Origin of the sequence: Pusillibacter faecalis, from assembly GCF_018408705.1 — a bacterium.
Classification (GTDB): domain Bacteria; phylum Bacillota; class Clostridia; order Oscillospirales; family Oscillospiraceae; genus Oscillibacter; species Oscillibacter faecalis.
The window spans coordinates 181,505-197,095 of the sequence record NZ_AP023420.1 but is presented as its reverse complement, the minus strand read 5'-3'; the positions used below and the strand labels follow the sequence as shown (position 1 = coordinate 197,095).

The 15,591-nt window shown below is 57.7% G+C and carries 16 protein-coding genes; 5 read left to right on the top strand and 11 right to left on the bottom strand.

Going from position 1 to position 15,591, the window contains the following annotated elements; genetic code table 11:
* Positions 1-29: 29 nt before the first annotated feature.
* From KJS55_RS00935 to serC, 7 genes are all read right to left on the bottom strand, one after another.
* A complete protein-coding gene (locus KJS55_RS00935; protein ID WP_213542470.1) occupies positions 30-1,529 on the bottom strand; it encodes a glycine betaine ABC transporter substrate-binding protein in 1,500 nt (499 codons plus the stop codon).
* Positions 1,526-2,170, bottom strand: coding sequence for an ABC transporter permease (locus KJS55_RS00930; protein WP_187031362.1), 645 nt, complete (start codon positions 2,168-2,170; stop codon positions 1,526-1,528). The genes KJS55_RS00935 and KJS55_RS00930 overlap by 4 nt, the downstream gene beginning before the upstream one ends.
* Positions 2,167-3,279, bottom strand: coding sequence for a betaine/proline/choline family ABC transporter ATP-binding protein (locus KJS55_RS00925; protein WP_213542468.1), 1,113 nt, complete (start codon positions 3,277-3,279; stop codon positions 2,167-2,169). The genes KJS55_RS00930 and KJS55_RS00925 overlap by 4 nt, the downstream gene beginning before the upstream one ends.
* A 5-nt stretch (positions 3,280-3,284) precedes the next feature.
* The gene (locus KJS55_RS00920; protein ID WP_187031367.1) at positions 3,285-3,914 is read right to left on the bottom strand and encodes a GntR family transcriptional regulator; all 630 of its coding nucleotides are present in this window, start codon (positions 3,912-3,914) and stop codon (positions 3,285-3,287) included.
* A gap of 406 nt (positions 3,915-4,320) precedes the next feature.
* Positions 4,321-5,226: an NAD(P)-dependent oxidoreductase gene (locus KJS55_RS00915; protein ID WP_187031369.1), complete on the bottom strand. Its 906-nt coding sequence runs from the start codon at positions 5,224-5,226 to the stop codon at positions 4,321-4,323.
* A 30-nt stretch (positions 5,227-5,256) separates the two neighbouring features.
* Positions 5,257-6,465, bottom strand: coding sequence for an L-serine ammonia-lyase, iron-sulfur-dependent, subunit alpha (locus KJS55_RS00910; protein ID WP_187031371.1), 1,209 nt, complete (start codon positions 6,463-6,465; stop codon positions 5,257-5,259).
* Positions 6,466-6,475: 10 nt separating this feature from the next.
* The gene (gene serC / locus KJS55_RS00905) at positions 6,476-7,564 is read right to left on the bottom strand and encodes a 3-phosphoserine/phosphohydroxythreonine transaminase (protein ID WP_213542466.1); all 1,089 of its coding nucleotides are present in this window, start codon (positions 7,562-7,564) and stop codon (positions 6,476-6,478) included.
* 441 nt (positions 7,565-8,005) lie between these two features.
* Here serC and KJS55_RS00900 point away from each other — a divergent pair, with 441 nt between their 5' ends.
* The 4 genes from KJS55_RS00900 (at position 8,006) to KJS55_RS00885 (ending at position 11,244) form a co-directional block, all read left to right on the top strand.
* Positions 8,006-8,842 (top strand): hypothetical protein, encoded by an 837-nt coding sequence (locus KJS55_RS00900; RefSeq protein WP_187032583.1) that lies wholly within the window; start codon positions 8,006-8,008, stop codon positions 8,840-8,842.
* Positions 8,839-10,131, top strand: a complete 1,293-nt coding sequence (locus KJS55_RS00895) for a chloride channel protein (protein ID WP_213542464.1) — start codon at positions 8,839-8,841, stop codon at positions 10,129-10,131. Before KJS55_RS00900 ends, KJS55_RS00895 begins: the two co-directional genes overlap by 4 nt.
* A 195-nt stretch (positions 10,132-10,326) precedes the next feature.
* Positions 10,327-11,034: a DUF421 domain-containing protein gene (locus KJS55_RS00890; protein ID WP_213542462.1), complete on the top strand. Its 708-nt coding sequence runs from the start codon at positions 10,327-10,329 to the stop codon at positions 11,032-11,034.
* Positions 11,035-11,073: 39 nt separating this feature from the next.
* Positions 11,074-11,244, top strand: coding sequence for a DUF6774 domain-containing protein (locus tag KJS55_RS00885; protein ID WP_187032577.1), 171 nt, complete (start codon positions 11,074-11,076; stop codon positions 11,242-11,244).
* Here the strand turns inward: KJS55_RS00885 and KJS55_RS00880 are convergent.
* The 3 genes from KJS55_RS00880 to csaB form a co-directional block, all read right to left on the bottom strand.
* Positions 11,241-11,456 carry a hypothetical protein gene (locus KJS55_RS00880; RefSeq protein WP_187032575.1) on the bottom strand — a complete coding sequence of 72 codons (216 nt, stop codon included), beginning with the start codon at positions 11,454-11,456 and terminating at the stop codon, positions 11,241-11,243. The genes KJS55_RS00885 and KJS55_RS00880 overlap by 4 nt on opposite strands.
* Positions 11,457-11,572: 116 nt before the next feature.
* Positions 11,573-11,746 (bottom strand): CopG family transcriptional regulator, encoded by a 174-nt coding sequence (locus KJS55_RS00875; protein WP_187032573.1) that lies wholly within the window; start codon positions 11,744-11,746, stop codon positions 11,573-11,575.
* A gap of 125 nt (positions 11,747-11,871) precedes the next feature.
* Positions 11,872-14,091 carry a polysaccharide pyruvyl transferase CsaB gene (csaB, locus tag KJS55_RS00870; RefSeq protein WP_213542460.1) on the bottom strand — a complete coding sequence of 740 codons (2,220 nt, stop codon included), beginning with the start codon at positions 14,089-14,091 and terminating at the stop codon, positions 11,872-11,874.
* Positions 14,092-14,258: 167 nt separating this feature from the next.
* On the opposite strand from csaB, the gene KJS55_RS00865 reads away from it, so the two are divergent.
* Positions 14,259-14,747: a DUF4330 domain-containing protein gene (locus tag KJS55_RS00865; RefSeq protein WP_187032569.1), complete on the top strand. Its 489-nt coding sequence runs from the start codon at positions 14,259-14,261 to the stop codon at positions 14,745-14,747.
* Positions 14,748-14,780: 33 nt separating this feature from the next.
* Here the strand turns inward: KJS55_RS00865 and proC are convergent, their stop codons facing one another.
* A complete protein-coding gene (gene proC, locus KJS55_RS00860) occupies positions 14,781-15,587 on the bottom strand; it encodes a pyrroline-5-carboxylate reductase (RefSeq protein WP_187032567.1) in 807 nt (268 codons plus the stop codon).
* Positions 15,588-15,591: the final 4 nt, after the last annotated feature.

Sequence of the window (15,591 nt, the reverse complement as noted above, 5' to 3'; positions counted from 1 at the left end):
TCGTTCCAGAGCGTGTTTTTAGGAGCGCTTTATCCCACCAGCAGGCCCAGACTGATCAGGAATTCCCGGGCCACATCGTCTACCATGCGGCCCTCCACATCCACCTGGTAGGTCAGATCTGCCATCTGATCCGAGGAGATCCTGCCGGCGAGCTGGTTGAGAATTCCCTCCAGCTCCGGATATTTCTCCATCAGATCGTCCCGTACCAGAAACACTCCGTTGTAGTCCGGGAAAAAGCTCTTGTCATCCTCCAGAACTTTCAACCCCACCTTTTTGTTCAGGCCGTCGGTGGTGTAGACCACCGCCACATCAAAGCTGCCGTTTTCAATGGCGGAATATTTCAGTCCCATATCCACGGAAGAGTGGTCCTTGAAGTTCAGACCATAGAAGGCCACAAAGGGCTCGTACTTCATGCTGCCCTCCAGAGTAAAGAACTCCTGTTCCGCACCGAAGGTCAACTGATCCGCCACGGGGATCAGGTCGCTGATGGTCTCCAGGCCGTACTCCTGAGCCAGTCCCTCCGGTACGCCAATGGCGTAGGTATTCTCAAAGCCCAGCTGCTCCAGCTGCCGCAGACCATAGCCCTCCAGCTCACCCTGAACGTACTCGTAGATGGTCATGCCCTCCGGCACGTCTACGGTGTCCTGTCCCAGGAACGTGGTGAGAATCGTGCCGTCGTAAGAGATCATGAGGTCGCAAGTGTGACCGTCGCCCTTGAGGGAGTTCCAGTTGTTTACCTGGGACATCTGGTCCTGGATGGTGACGGTCAGATCGGTCTGGTCCTCCACCAGCATCTTCACCATATGATGCATCAGCTGTGTCTCAGAATAATCGCCGTCATAGAGCAGAATATCGCCGGTGCCGCCGCGGCCATAGGGCAGCAGCAGACAGAAGGCCACCACAATGGCCGCCACGGGAATCCACATCTTTTTGGACCCGCCCTTGGATTTGCGCATCTGGCCCTCGAACCAGCTCATCACCAGGTCCAGCACCACTGCGATGACCATCAGCACGCCAGTGGCGGCCAGGATCAGCGGCATGTTCGAGATACGGATTGCCTGGGTAATAACACCGCCCAGGCCGCCGCCGCCCACAAAGGCCGCGAACACGGCGGTGCCGATGGCGTTCACCACCGCGATGCGGATGCCAGTAAACACCGTGGGAAACGCCAGGGGGAATTCCACCATCAAAACCCGGTACGGCTTGCTCATGCCCATGCCCCGGGCCGCCTCCTTCACGCCTGGGTCCACCTCCTGAAGGCCCAGGCAGGTATTGCGCACGATGGGCAGCAGGGAGTAGAGCATGATGCCGATGATCACGGTGGGCTTTCCGGGGTCCAGCACCACCATAATGATGCCGAGTAATGCCAGGGAGGGGATGGTTTGCAGCAGGTCCACAATCCGGAGAATGACCGGCCGGACGCCCTTGGACACATAGGCCCAGATTCCCAAGGGAAGCCCTACCAGAATAGAGAGCAGGCTTGCCGCAAGAACAATGAACAGGTGTTGGAAAATCAAGTCCCAGCTCATCTGCCTGCCTCCTTCCAAAGTCCGCGGGGAGTAACCTTCTTTTGCAGCAGGTCAATCAAAACGCCAAAGAGAATGGCCAGAACAGCAGCCGGAATGGCGCCAAGCAGGATGAGCGTATTGTTGTTGGAGGAGGTGCCCCGATATACAAAATCACCTAAGCCGCCCAGACCGATCATGGAGGCCAGTACCGCCCAGGAGACGGTATAAATTGCGGCCATCCGGAGACCTGCGATGATGATGGGCATGGCCAGAGGCAGCTCCACCCGGATCAGGGTCTGGAACGGAGACATGCCGCAGCCTCTTGCAGCCTCCAGATACCGTTCCTCCACGCCAAGAATGCCGGTGTACGTATTTTTCAGCACTGGAAACATGGCGTAAACACTCAGAGCCACAATCACCGTGGGATAGATGTCGCCCCAGAAGATGAACAGAACGCCGATGAATACCAGGCCGGGGATGGTCTGGAAGATGGAGAGCACCGGGATGATGATGCCGGAGAGCCAGCGGGGGACACGGGAGAGCAGAATCCCGCACACCAGCCCAACGGAAAAGCCGATAGCCACGGAAATCAACACATAAATCGTGTGCTCACAGATGGCCTTGATCAGATCCGCGCCGTATGTTTGAAGGAGAGTCATCATTTGGCCTCCCCCCACAGGTTCTCCGCCACGGACCGTGCCACGCTGGTCTTGGTGACGATGCCCGCAATGGTATCGTCCGCATTCAGGACCACCACATAGTTGGCACCGGAATCCAGCAGGTAGTCAAAGCTCTCCTTGGCCTCGTCGCCCACCCGGGCGGTCCGGGCGCTCTGGCGGACCAGGGGTTCAATGCTGGTGAGCTCCCGGCCCCAGTGGCGAATATCACCGATGGAGATGGTCCCCACATACCGTTCGTGCTCGTCAGTGACCAGCAGGGAGTCCACGCTGCTGCGGGCCATGCGCTCCGCACATTCCAGCACGCCCCGGTCCTTTCTGACAGAGACCACGTTTGTGCGCATGAAGTGCTCCACAGTGGAGGGCGCGGGGACGTCAGGAGCATGCTTGCCGAGGAAGTTACGTACCAGATCATTGGCTGGATGCTCCAGCATCTCCTCCGGAGAGGCCATCTGCACCACCTGACCACTTTCCATGAAGATGATGACATCTGCCAGCTTTAATGCCTCTCCCATGTCATGGCTGACAAAGACAATGGTCTTGTTCAGCTTCTGCTGAATGCTCTTCACCTCGTCCTGAAGGGACTCACGGGTCATGGGGTCCAGGGCGCTGAAGGGTTCGTCCATGAGCACGATCGGAGGAGAGGCCGCCAGCGCCCGCAGCACGCCGATGCGCTGCTGCTGTCCGCCAGAGAGCTCTGAGGGGTACTTGTCCGCATATTGCTCCATGCCCACCAGTTGCAGCATCTCCTGAACAATTTGATCGCAGCGGGACTTATCGTATTTTAAAAGCTTGGGAACCACACAAATATTCTGGGCTACGGTCATGTTAGGAAACAGACCAATCTGTTGGATCACATATCCGATGTGCCGCCGCAGTTCTACCTTGTCTTGATTGTGGATATCCTGTCCATCGATGAGGATGGTTCCGGAATCCGGCTCCAGAAGGCGGTTGATCATTTTCATGGTCGTGGTCTTGCCGCAGCCGGACGGCCCGATCAGGATGACGAACTGCCCGTCAGGGATGGTGAAGTTCAGGTCCTTGAGAATGGGGGTCTTTCCATAGCTTTTGGAGACGTGCTGGAATTGGATCATATTGCTCACTCCTTTACAGTTACTAAACGGTTGGCGGCTTCGGCAGCGGTGGAGCTGCCGACCAGGACGATGACATCTCCCGCGTAGAGCTCCGCATAGGGGCCAGGAGAGAGAATCACCGTTTGACCTCTCCGGATTGCGACAATCGTGCCGCCGGTGGACTGCCAGAATTTTAAAGCGCCGATGCTCTGTCCAATACAAGGGGAGCCTTTTGGAACAGGGACCTCATAGTTCGGAAACGGCTCGTGAGCGGCGGAAAAGGTGTCCCGACTCTTTACCAGGGCCGTCACTGTCTCGGCCATGCGGCGATAGAGATCAGCGGAGGCCTCCATTTGCTCTTTGAGCTTCAAGCGCAGGGCATGGATGTCGGCACTCTCTTCGAAATTTTCAATGTACCGCTGGGCGCTGTCTGCAGAGAGAACCACAGCGCCGCTCTGAGGCTTGACCTCCACCACCTTCATATCCGCCAGCAGCCGAAGGGCCCGCCGGACGGTTTCCGGAGATACGTTATATTCAGACGCCATCAAAGACCGGCCATAAATCCGGCTGCCTTCCGGAAGTTCACCTTTGGCAATGCGCTGGGCAATATCCAGAGCAATCTGCAGGTATTGGGAGGGGACAACCGTTTCTTTCATAGGATTTCACCGTCTTTAAATTGGAATAACGATATTATATACTGACAACTTTAAAATGTAAATAGAGATGGCAGTTAAAATTTCGTGAACAAATATGAAGGATTTTCAAAGATATTATAAAAATTAAGAGGTTATTGGAAGAAACGGGTGTAGGACCCGGACGATTGGAAAGGCGCTTTAGATGAAGGGATCGGAGGAAAGGCTGACAAATGGGACAGGGGGAGTACAGCAACCGGTAACATCGGATGCATCCATACAACCCCAAAAACGCCAGCAGGATATCAAACAAAGGCACTAGAGAGCAGCGTTTTTTACGCTCGGCCGCCGGGATTTCTGCAAAGTTGTTGGAGACAAAGGAGCGGGAGGGCCGACGCTTGCACGCCGGCCCTCCCACTTTATCCATCACTCAGTTAAAATGCTCAATGATATCCACCAGCTCCGCGCCGATCCGCTTCTGGGCCTCCTTCGTGCCAGCCCCGATGTGGGGAGTGCAGGAGACTGCGGGATGCTGTGCCAGGGTCCAGTTGGGGTCCTTCTCACTCAGCCACACGTCCAGACCTGCGGCCTTTACCTTGCCGCTGTTCAGGCCTTCCAGCAGCGCCTCCTCGTCCACGTTGGAGCCGCGGGAGACGTTGATGATCACCACCCCGTCCTTCATCTTCGCAAGGCTCTCCGCGTCCACCAGCGGTTTCTCCCCACTGGGAGCGCACAGCACCAGAATGTCCGACTGGGACAACAGCTCGTCCATGGTCACAAAATGCATCGTCTCGCTCTCGCATCCCTCGGGTTTGTTCCGGTGCACTACAGATAGTACCTTCATCCCCAGGGCCTGGCCCTTTTCGCCAACCAGCCGGCCGATACGGCCGTAACCGATCACACCCATCGTCTTGCCGGAGAGCTCAAATCCCTTGGAATAGGCCTTCTTCTCCCATTTGCCCTCCCGCATGGTGTGTCCTGCAATGGAGATATTCCGCGCGCAGGAGAACAGCAGCGCCATGGCCAGCTCCGCCACTGCGTTGGAGGAGGCCCGGGGCGTATTCTTCACCGTGATGCCCGCCGCCTCCGCATATTGCACCGCAATGTTGTCCACACCCACGCCGGCCCGGATGATCAGCTTCAGACGACCGCCCTTGGCGGCGTCAATCTGGGGCTCCTTGATCTTTGTGGCGCTCCGGATCACCACTGCGTCAAACTCCCGCAGAGCGCCGCCCAGGGCTTCCGGCTCATAAAACTGCTCTACTACCTCATAACCGTCCCCACGCAGTTTTTCCACTGCGCTGGCGTCCATACCGTCTGTTACCAAAATTCTCATAGGACCACTCCTTACTCTTTTTTGATGTGCTCAGCGCCTTCTCCGTTCAAACATCTTCGCAAGGCCGCCTTCCGCCGTCTCCCGGAAGCGCTGGTTCATGCTGATGCCTGTCTCATACATCGTCCGTACCACAATATCAAAGGAAATCCGCTGGGTATCCGCTAGAAAATAGGCCAGATTGCAGGAATTCATTGCCCGCATGGCGGCCACTGCGTTTCGCTCAATACAGGGCACCTGCACCAGCCCGCAGATGGGGTCGCACGTCAGGCCCAGGTGGTGCTCCAGCGCAATTTCCGCCGCGTACTGCACCTGGTCTGTCCTCAGCCCAAAGAGGTACGTCAGCGCCGCCGCGGCCATGGAACACGCCGCGCCGATCTCCGCCTGGCAGCCGCACTCCGCCCCGGAGATGGAGGCGTTGTGCTTGATCAAGTTTCCGATCAGTCCCGCCACTGCCAACCCTGGCAGCATCTGCTCGTCAGTAAAGTGCCGCTGCTGCTGCATATACAAAAGGGCCGCCGGAATCACCCCGCAGGACCCACAGGTGGGTGCCGTCACAATCGTCCCGCAGTCCGCGTTCTGTTCGCTCACGGCAAAGGCGTAAGAGGAAATGATCCGGCACTCCCGCACCTGAGGGATTTCGTTGGGGTCCTGATGGTGATAGAGCATCTTCGCTTTCCGCTCGATCTTCAATCCTCCAGGAAGGATGCCTTCTGCCGCCAGACCATCCGCCACCGACTGCTTCATCGCCTGCCAGATGTCCGCCAGAAACGGCCAGATTTCATGTCCCTCGTTGAACTCCACATATTCCGCCAGGTCCAGACTGCGGAAGCGGCAGAACTGCTCTACCTCCGCGAAGCTGTTTTCCGGATAGACCTCGGCCGTCTCCTCCTCCAGATCAGCGAACTGGATGTCGCCGCCTCCCACGGAGATGACGCGGGCGGTATCCACGACCTCCCCGCCCTGAAACGCCAGGAAATCCATGGTGTTTGGATGGGTGACGTCCGGAGGCGTCTCCTCACAGAAAACAACCTCCGTGGGAATGGGGGAGAGCACCTCATGCAGGACCCGGTCGGTCCCGTGACCCTTTCCGGTTTTGCAGAGGGACTCGTACAGCCGTACCTGGAAGGCATCCGCATCTGGATGCGTCTCCCGGAAGCGCCGGGCCGCCCGCTCCGGACCGATGGTGTGGGAGCTGGAAGGCCCCTTGCCGATTTTGTAAAGCTCTCGAATGGATTTCATGCCACCGCTCTCAGGCATGCTCCGCTTCGTATTTCCTCAGGAACTCCACCAAGGCCTCCACACCCTCCTTGGGCATGGCGTTGTAGATAGACGCCCGCAGGCCGCCTACGCTCTTGTGGCCCTTGAGGTTATCGAAGCCCGCCTCCTTGCTGGCGGCTACCACCTCGGCGTCCTGCTCCTTGCTGGGGGAGACGAACGGCACGTTCATGAGGGAACGATTCTCCTTCACCACCGCGCCGGTGAAGAACTTGCTCTGATCCAGGAAGTCATACAGCACCGCCGCCTTCTCCTCGTTGCGCCGGTTCATAGCCTCCAGCCCTCCCTTGGCCAGCAGGTATTTGAACACCTTGCCGCAGCAGTAGATGGCCCAGCAGTTGGGGGTGTTATACAGCGAATCGTTGTCCGCGTGGGTTTTATAGCTGAGGTAGGTGGGCACAAACTTCGGCAGGTCTTCCCGCAGCAGGTCCTCCCGGATGATCACCACTGCCATGCCGGCGGGCCCCACGTTCTTCTGCACACCCGCCCAGATCAGGCCGTACTTGCTCACGTCGCAGGGCCGGGAGAGGAACATGGAGGACTGGTCGGAGACCAGGATTTTGCCCTTTGTGTCGGGCAGCTGATAGTAGGTGGTGCCGTTGATGGTCTCATTCTCGCAGATGTAGACATAGTCTGCGTTCTCGGGAATGTCCAGGTCAGAGCAGTCGGGGATATAGGAGAAATTCTTGTCAGCAGAGGAGGCGACGATCTTCACCTCGCCGTACTTCTGCGCCTCCTTGATGGCCTTTTTCGACCAGGCGCCGGTCTCCACATAGCACGCAACGCCGTTTTTCATCAGGTTCATGGGGACCATGGCGAACTGGACTGTGCCGCCGCCCTGGACAAACAGCACCTTGTAGTTGTCCGGGATGCCCATCAGCTTCCGCAGGTCCGACTCCGCCTCGTCTCGAATCTGCTGGAACACCTTGGACCGGTGACTCATCTCCATCACGCACATCCCGCTGCCACGGTAGTTCATCATCTCGGCTGCAATCTCCTCCAAAACCTCCTCTGGCATCATCGCCGGTCCTGCTGAAAAGTTATAGCTCCGTCCGTATTTCATCGCTTCTTTCCTCCATTTTATCAAAATTCCAGTGTAAGAAAGGCATGGTCAGCCTGTCCCTTATCAGAAAAGGAAACCTCTTCCATGGCTTGTGACTTTAGTATACGACAGTGGCGAGGGAGAATCAACCGATTCCGGAAAATTTTCAGACTTGCAAAAAAATAATTTGTTTTTTTATTCGATATGACGAGATGCTTTGAAACGGAAATGAAAATAACGTTTGTTCTGGTTTTCCCAATCTTTAGTTTTATAAAAGGCACAGGGGTGCCGCGGGAGCAGATAGAGCGTAAGTTGTCTGGGATAGGACTGGGTCCATTCATGCTTGGACAAGGGAAATACTCTAGAAAATTGGTTGAAATTTAACGAAAATTTAACTATAATAATTCTGTATGCATAGCCGGAAGAGGCACAGCCTCTCCCGATTAGGAAAGGAAACGATATATGAGATCGGATGGAACCCGGGTAAAGGGCCTCAGCCCCATTGTACAGGCATTACCGTATATCATGCCCAGACGGTTTGACGCGCAGAACTGGGCAAGCGACTATGCAGATGAGGAGCTTATCAAGGCCTTCATTCGGAAAAAGCGGCGGGAGGGCCACCATGTTACCCACATGAGCGTGTTGGTGGCCGCGTATTATAAGGCGGCACTGGAAAATCCCAAGGTGAACTATTTTGTCATGAACCGGAAGGTTTACCGGAGGAACCACTTCTGCTTTAGTTTTGTGATTCTGAAAACTCGAGCAGACGGAACTCCGGATGAGACACCGCTGAAGGTGTTCTTGGCACCGGAGGACACAGTATTTACTATCAGCCAGAAGATTCAAAGCCATATTGACAAAAATCTGGAAGCCACCCACAATAATAACGCGGACAAATTTGCAAATGCCGCCTTTGGCGTGCCAGGGCTTGCCCGTCTGGTGTTCTGGCTGGCGTATCACTTGGACCTGCATGGGCTTTTACCAAGAAAGATGATTGAGCTGAGTCCCTTTCACACCAGCCTGTTTATAACCAACCTGGCATCCATCAATACCAGTTACATCTTCCACCACTGCTATGAGTTCGGCACCACCAGCGTGTTTGTATGCATGGGAAAGCCTGTGCAGGATCCCCTGGCCCCTGCCGGAACCAGGAAAAAGCTGCTGCCGCTGGGTGTTGTTATGGATGAGCGAGTAGCTACCGGAATTGAATATTCTCGCTTTTTTGCCGCTTTCGAGCGGTATCTGAAGCGGCCGGAGCTGCTGGAGGTCCGCCTGGATGGGCAGAGGGCGGAGGCATGATGGATGGTGTGCGGGCGATGGCGGCTCATATTGGCCTGTATGCCAAAGCTCTGGCCAAATGGCTGATCCTGGCGGTTTTCGTGGGAGCAGTCTGTGGCGGGGTGGGGGCTGCCTTCCATATCGGCGTTCATGAGGCCACGGCCCTGCGGGGACGATTCCCATGGCTTTTGTGGTGCCTGCCGTTGGCGGGGGTTGGGATTGTAGGCTTTTATAAGCTCACCCACACTGAGGGGCAGGGGACCAATGATATCATCGACGAGGTCCGCTCCGGCACAGGGCTGTCCATCTGGCTGCTGCCGGCGATTTTCCTGGGGACTATGTTGACGCATCTGTGCGGCGGCTCCGCAGGACGGGAAGGTGCGGCCCTCCAGATGGGCGGAACCATTGGCTATCACGCCGGTCGTCTGTTCCGCATGGATGACCAGGATTTGCGGGTGGCCACCATGTCCGGCATGGCAGCGTTTTTCTCCGCGCTCTTTGGAACGCCGCTGGCAGCCACGGTGTTCGCCATTGTGGTAATCAGTGTGGGTGTCATGTATCACGCGGCGCTCATCCCTTGCCTGACTGCGGCACTGACAGCTTATGGCGTGTCTTTGTGGATGGGAGTGGAGCCTACTCGGTTTACTGTGGAGATGCCTGCGTTAGAGGCTGGGATGCTGATCCGGGTAGCGGTTTTGGCGGCACTTTGCGCACTGGTGTCTGCGGTGTTTTGCGGGGTGCTTCATGTGGCGGAGCGGCAGATGAGAAGATATCTGCCCAACCCCTGGCTCCGGGCAGCCGTGGGTGGAGCGGCGGTGATCGCGCTGACATTTTTGTGTGGTGTCACGGACTATAACGGCGCTGGCATGGAAGTGATCACGGCCGCGGTGGAACAGGGGCGCTGTCGGCCAGAGGCGTTTTTGTGGAAGATAGTCTTTACCGCTTTGACTCTATCCGCAGGCTTTAAGGGCGGTGAGGTTGTACCCTCCTTTTTCATCGGTGCCACGTTTGGCTGCGTGGTGGGGCCGCTGCTGGGGATTCCGGCGGGAGTTGCGGCTGCCATTGGACTGGTTGCGGTGTTTTGCGGAGCCACCAACTGCCCCATTGCATCGATCTTTCTGTCTGTAGAGCTGATGGGAGACGGAGGGCTTTTGTACTTTGCCCTGGCCTGCGGCATCAGCTACATGCTCTCTGGATACAATGGCCTCTATTCCAGCCAGATGATCCTGTACTCCAAGCTTAAGGCGCGGTTTATCAATGTCCACACCAATGCACACCATGCCGGCGAGCGAGGGGAGTTGGAGCCATAGAAGCGTGGGAAGGGCTTGGTAAGTAACAGGCTTTCCCAAGTTAAGAAGCGGACAGCTGTGAAGCTGTCCGCTTTTCGCATAAGAATACTGGTCTGTGGCAAACTGTTACAAAAGAAACCGCCGCACAGGCCCTGCTGGCCAGATCTCATGCAACGGGGGAACGCTGCGCCCATTGCGGCGGAAAGGGGGAATGATATGAGCGAGATACTGGACCAAATCTGGATGACCAGTCTGACGACGCTTCTTTCCATCGCAGTGCTGTTTTTGCTGGCAAAGCTGATGGGAAACAAACAGGTGTCCCAGATGACGATGTTTGACTATGTGGTAGGCATTACAATTGGCTCCTCGGCGGCGGAACTTGCAACGGAGCTGGAAAACCCCGCCAAGCCGCTGATCGCCATGCTGCTCTATGGAGTGGCGGACGTTTTGATCTCTCTGCTGACAAGCAAATCCCTGAAGGCCCGAGCTGTGATCACCGGAAAGCCGCTGGTACTGCTGGAAAACGGAGTGATTGACCGGGAGAATCTAAAAAAGGCCCGTCTGGATCTGAGCGAGTTTCTCACTTACTGCCGGATAGGGGGATGGTTTGACCTCAGCCAGCTGCAGACGGCGGTGCTGGAGCACAACGGCGTGGTCAGTTTTCTGCCCAAGGAGGCATACCGTCCCGCCTCGCCGGAGGACTTGAATCTACGCCCCAAACAATCCCGCCTGCAGCTGCCCCTCGTTATGGACGGCCGCCTGCTGCCGGAAAACCTGCGCAAGGCGGGGAAGGAGGAGACGTGGGTGCGGCGGAACCTGCTACGCCAAGGCTATCAGGATGAGGGGGAGGTATTTCTTGCCCTGTGGGACGGCGGAGAAAAACTGACGGTATTTCCTATAGACCCCAAGAAAAAAGAGGGCTGAGAAGCCCTCTTTTCTCATACAATTTCCCAGGTGATAAACATGAAGAACTGTGATCCACTGGCCCTGACCACCGCCGTCAACACCCTGGCCGTGGCCATCGCGGAGCAGCTGTCCGATGACGATTTGGGACTGACGGCGGCAATTCTCGTTCAGCTGGGAGATACGCTGGCGACGATTGCCGCCCAGCGGGCGCGGTGTGGGAAGTCCTAACCGGCCTCCCCGAGGGAAAGGGCATTCAGCGCTTCGCCATATAGGGAGAGAAGCTCTTGCCGGACGTCACGCAGGTAGTCGGAGACGGCGTACAGGCCGCACTGACATGTGGTTTCCTCAAGCCCCAGTGCCATCAGATGGAGCGCGTCCACGCCGTAGGAGAGCCGGGAGAGTACCGGCTCCATGTCCAGCAGGGTGTGAGAGATGCTCATGAAAAAAACCTCCTCTTGAAATGCACCGGGAAGTGTGGTAGTATGGATTTACCAGACCTCCGGGTGTGGTGTGAATAAGGCAATCGGGCTTTTGGAATGTTGGGGGCCCGGTTGTCTTATTGCGTTTCCTCCAAAAGCAGATGGATGCCGCGCCGAATGGCTTCTGTTCTGGTAATTCCGTGTTTTTTGCAGTAGGCCAGCAAACGCGTGTTGGTGTCTTGGTCAAATCGCACCTTTAAATCAACATTCAACGGGTTTTCTGCTTTTGGCCGCCCCGTGCGAGGGCTCATGTTGTATCACCTACTTTCTGCACTCCTATAAATTATTATAAATTGATGGAACACAAAAAGTCGAGAGGTTTTTGAAAAAAATACAGCGCCTGCGCGGATATAGACATCCGCGCAGGCGCTGCTTTTCAGAGCTTCAGCAGCCGCCGGGCCACCGCCACGTTTCCGCCCTCCATGGCCTGGAGCCGCTCCACCGCGGCGGCCTGGGTCTCGGGATGCCCCGCCTGCCCCACCGCCCGGTCGATCATGGCCCGCAGCGCCGCTTCCGTCAGGTCCTCCAAGTTCGTGAAGTTGTCCTGGCCGGTATAGCGCAGGAATGCGGAGACCTTGGGGTCGTACACCACGCCAGCCAGAGGGATGCCCTGGCCTGCGGCGAAGATCAGCGCATGGAGCCGCATGGACACCACAGCCTCCATCCGGCTCAGCGCCCCAATGATGGTGCCGGCGCCGCCGGCGTCATCCAAAAAGTAGTGAGGAATGTCCAGCCCCTGGGCCGCAAGACGTGCGGCGGCGGGGTCCAGATGTTTTTCCACTGCTGTAAACACCGGGATCAGTCCATAGGTCTTATAGGCGTAGCAGGCCGCCGCGCCAAAAAGGGGGGCTTTTTCCTCAAAGCCCCGCCACTGCCGCAGAGCAAAGCAGAGATACCGCCCCTGGGGCGGGATACCGGCACGCAGCAGAACGCTGTCGATCTGATCGTCCTCCGCCTTGCGGAGGGTCAGGGCCGGGTCTGCCGTGAGGAGGATTTCCGGTTTTGTGACACCCATGGCCCGCAGCTCCTCCCGGGAGTCCGGCTCCCGGAGGGTGATAACATCCACATAGCGGTTGAGGACTCGCGCCGCTAGACGGCGGTGGTTTTCCCGGGTGACAGGGCCGATGCCGCAGCCGTACATCTGCACCTTGCAGCCGCAGCGCTTGGCGACGGCAATATTCAGGAGATAGAACCACAGGGACCGCCGGGAGGTGACGTCCTGAATGAGGCTTCCACCGCCGTTAATATAGAGCTTCGCATGCCTCATGGCGCTGTGCCACGCGAACATGTTGGTGCGGCTGACAGAGCGCACCCGATAGGCAAGGCGGGTGCTCTTGGGTTCCTTGCTGAGAACGGTGGCCGGCATGTCCGGATCGATCAAGGCCATTTCCTGCAAAATGGCCTCCAGAATGGCGTCGTCGCCGGCGTTGCCCCGGCCATAGGCACCGCAGATCACCACGCCGTCCCGGGTGGTCTTCAGGCGGCTGTGGCGGCGGAGAATCTCCTGATAGATGTGAAGCTGCGTGTCCACGGTCTTTTGGATGGAGAACTTGGAGGAGGCCTTTTCATAGAGCTTTTCCCCCAGTTGGCGGCGCAGCGTGTCGTTGCTGCCAAGAGCTGCCAGATGCTCTCCCAGGGTCTGCCAATCTCCGGGCTGGAAGAGGCAGCCGTTCACGCCTGAATCAATGAGATCGGGGATGCCGCCCACCGCCGAGGCCACGGTTGCAAGGCGAAAGCGTGCACCTTCCGTCAGAGCGTAGGGGAAGGTCTCGGACAGGGAAGTAAGGGCATTGATATCCAGAGCGGAGTAGAACTGATCCATGCCGCCGCTGATCCAGCCGGCGAAGGTCACATTTACGCCAAGCTCCTGGGCTAGGGCGCCTAGCTTTTCCCGCTCCGGCCCCTCGCCGGCGATTACCAGCCGCAGCCGGGGACACGTGCGGCAGGCCGCCGCGTAGCCCCGCACCAGCGTGGCCATGTCCTTGACGGGGTTGAGACGGGCGGCAATACCCACCACCACGCTGTCCTCATCGGCATCCACGCCCAGGGACCGCAGGTATGGGAGCCGTTCCCCCTGGGCGGGAGGCGGTGTAAAATCAATACCGTTATAGATGGCGTAGAAGCGGTCCGGGGGAAAGCCCCGGGAGATCAGCAGGTCCACCATGGCATCGGACACACCGATGCGGTAGTCCAGATGCCGCAGGGCCCAGGCATTGATGGTACCGAAGGTCAGACGGCTGAGTGGACGACCCATATAGTCCAGGCGGTAGTCACTGTGGATCGTGCTGACTACCGGCAGACCGGTGGAGCGCCGCAGCAACGCGCCCACCATGTTGGCCCGGGAACCATGGCAGTGAATCAGCTGGTAGCCGCCCGCACGGATATACGCCTTGAGCTGGCGCTGCAGGCGGGGGATATTATTCCCGCCCATGATCTCAGTTGGGATACCACGGCTCCGAGCCTCTTCTGCAAAGGGACCGTCCCGAAAGCAGACCAACTGGGCGGTGATGGTCTGGTTTAAATTCTGCAGCAAGCTCAGCACATGGGTTTTGGCGCCGCCAGAGTCGCCGCCGCTGATGAGATGGATGACCTTCATGGAAAGCTCCCGCCTTTATCAAAAGTGTAAAGAGCTCCGGACCGCAGAGGTGCGGTGCGGAGAGAGAAAAAGATTGGCATTGCAAAACCGCAAAAAATAGTATACAATATTTCCCGTGTATTGTCCACAGAAAGAAAACCGGGCTCTGACCCGTCACGGAGGAAACCATGGAAGAAAAAGCAAAGCGTGTTGGCAGATTTAATATTGTGGATATCATCGCCGTTATTTTGATGATTGCGGTGGCGGCCTTTGTGGGCTGGAAGCTGCTAGGGCCTGACGACAGCATCGGCGCCGAGCGGGCGATGACGAAAGTGACGTTTGTTGTGAAGGTGGAGGGCGTTCCTGCGGAGCTTTATGAAAACTGTGTGAACCATCTGCCGTCCCCGCTGATGGCCAGCGGCGCACTGGTGGGCGGCGAGATTGTGGCTGTGGAGCAGGAGCCGTACTACGTTCTCAGCGCAGGCGGGGAGTGGATTGAGGATGAGGAGCATACGACACTTCTCTTCACCGCCGTCACACAGACGCCCACTGCGGAGGTGATGACCACCAAGGTGGGAGATCAGGAGGTCCGCATTGGCAAGACGGACTACATCCTCAAAAGCGAGTACATGGAGTTCGCGGACGGTACCATCGTGGACGTCCAGTGGGGAGAATAGAGAGAAAAGCCGCCCGGAAACGGGCGGCTTTTCTTATTTCAGGTCGAAGTTTTTCTCATAGGACGCCAGGACTGCCTCGATCACAGCGCTGCGCAAACCCGCCGCCTCCAGAGCGCGGACACCTTGAATGGTGGTGCCGCCGGGGGAGCAGACCGCATCCTTCAAAGCGCCGGGGTGTTGGCCGGAGGATAGAACCAGCTTGGCGGCTCCGGCGGTCATCTGGGCCGCGAACTCCAGCGCCTGAGCCCGAGGCAGGCCGCAGGCCACGCCTCCGTCCGCCAGAGCCTCAATGAAAAGATCCACAAAGGCGGGGCCACAGCCGGCAACGGCGCTGCCGGCGTCCATAAGTGACTCCGAAAGTGCCGAGAGCCGGCCCGCTCCGGACATAGCTTCCAGAAAGACCTGTTCCTCGTCTGGGGAGACACCCTCGCTGCAGGTATAGAGCACCATGCCCTCGCCAATGGCGGCGGGGGTGTTGGGCATGATGCGGATGACCGGGTAGTTTCCGCCGGAAAGCTCCTGAATGCGGGCAATCGTCAGTCCGGCTGCCATTGTCACCAGGATGAAACGGTTCGTCCGCCGGGCAAGTACCGGTCCAAGCTCCGCCAGAAGAGCTGCCATCATCTGGGGCTTAACACCAAGGAAGATGAAGTTTGCTGTTTCCGCCACGGTCTCATTGTCCGCCGTGCGGCACCCCAGTTCCTGTGCAAGAGCTTCCGCCTTGGAAGCTGTACGATTGGCAAGAAGGAGCCGCTCCCCATCCAAATGCTTCCGGACGGCCCGGGCCACCGCTCCGCCCATGTTGCCGGTTCCGATAAATCCAAATGTCTGCGCGCACATACCC

Excerpts from the sequence above, each read along its gene's own strand:
- KJS55_RS00900 (WP_187032583.1), top strand. The coding sequence starts at position 8,006 with ATGAGATCGGATGGAACCCGGGTAAAGGGCCTCAGCCCCATTGTACAG.
- KJS55_RS00890 (WP_213542462.1), top strand. The coding sequence starts at position 10,327 with ATGAGCGAGATACTGGACCAAATCTGGATGACCAGTCTGACGACGCTT.
- KJS55_RS00865 (WP_187032569.1), top strand. The coding sequence starts at position 14,259 with ATGGAAGAAAAAGCAAAGCGTGTTGGCAGATTTAATATTGTGGATATC.
- proC (WP_187032567.1), bottom strand. The coding sequence starts at position 15,587 with ATGTGCGCGCAGACATTTGGATTTATCGGAACCGGCAACATGGGCGGA.
- KJS55_RS00930 (WP_187031362.1), bottom strand. The coding sequence starts at position 2,170 with ATGATGACTCTCCTTCAAACATACGGCGCGGATCTGATCAAGGCCATC.
- KJS55_RS00885 (WP_187032577.1), top strand. The coding sequence starts at position 11,074 with ATGAAGAACTGTGATCCACTGGCCCTGACCACCGCCGTCAACACCCTG.
- KJS55_RS00910 (WP_187031371.1), bottom strand. The coding sequence starts at position 6,465 with ATGAAATCCATTCGAGAGCTTTACAAAATCGGCAAGGGGCCTTCCAGC.
- KJS55_RS00915 (WP_187031369.1), bottom strand. The coding sequence starts at position 5,226 with ATGAGAATTTTGGTAACAGACGGTATGGACGCCAGCGCAGTGGAAAAA.
- KJS55_RS00925 (WP_213542468.1), bottom strand. The coding sequence starts at position 3,279 with ATGATCCAATTCCAGCACGTCTCCAAAAGCTATGGAAAGACCCCCATT.
- serC (WP_213542466.1), bottom strand. The coding sequence starts at position 7,564 with ATGAAATACGGACGGAGCTATAACTTTTCAGCAGGACCGGCGATGATG.
- KJS55_RS00895 (WP_213542464.1), top strand. The coding sequence starts at position 8,839 with ATGATGGATGGTGTGCGGGCGATGGCGGCTCATATTGGCCTGTATGCC.
- KJS55_RS00875 (WP_187032573.1), bottom strand. The coding sequence starts at position 11,746 with ATGAGCCCTCGCACGGGGCGGCCAAAAGCAGAAAACCCGTTGAATGTT.
- KJS55_RS00880 (WP_187032575.1), bottom strand. The coding sequence starts at position 11,456 with ATGAGCATCTCTCACACCCTGCTGGACATGGAGCCGGTACTCTCCCGG.
- csaB (WP_213542460.1), bottom strand. The coding sequence starts at position 14,091 with ATGAAGGTCATCCATCTCATCAGCGGCGGCGACTCTGGCGGCGCCAAA.
- KJS55_RS00920 (WP_187031367.1), bottom strand. The coding sequence starts at position 3,914 with ATGAAAGAAACGGTTGTCCCCTCCCAATACCTGCAGATTGCTCTGGAT.
- KJS55_RS00935 (WP_213542470.1), bottom strand. The coding sequence starts at position 1,529 with ATGAGCTGGGACTTGATTTTCCAACACCTGTTCATTGTTCTTGCGGCA.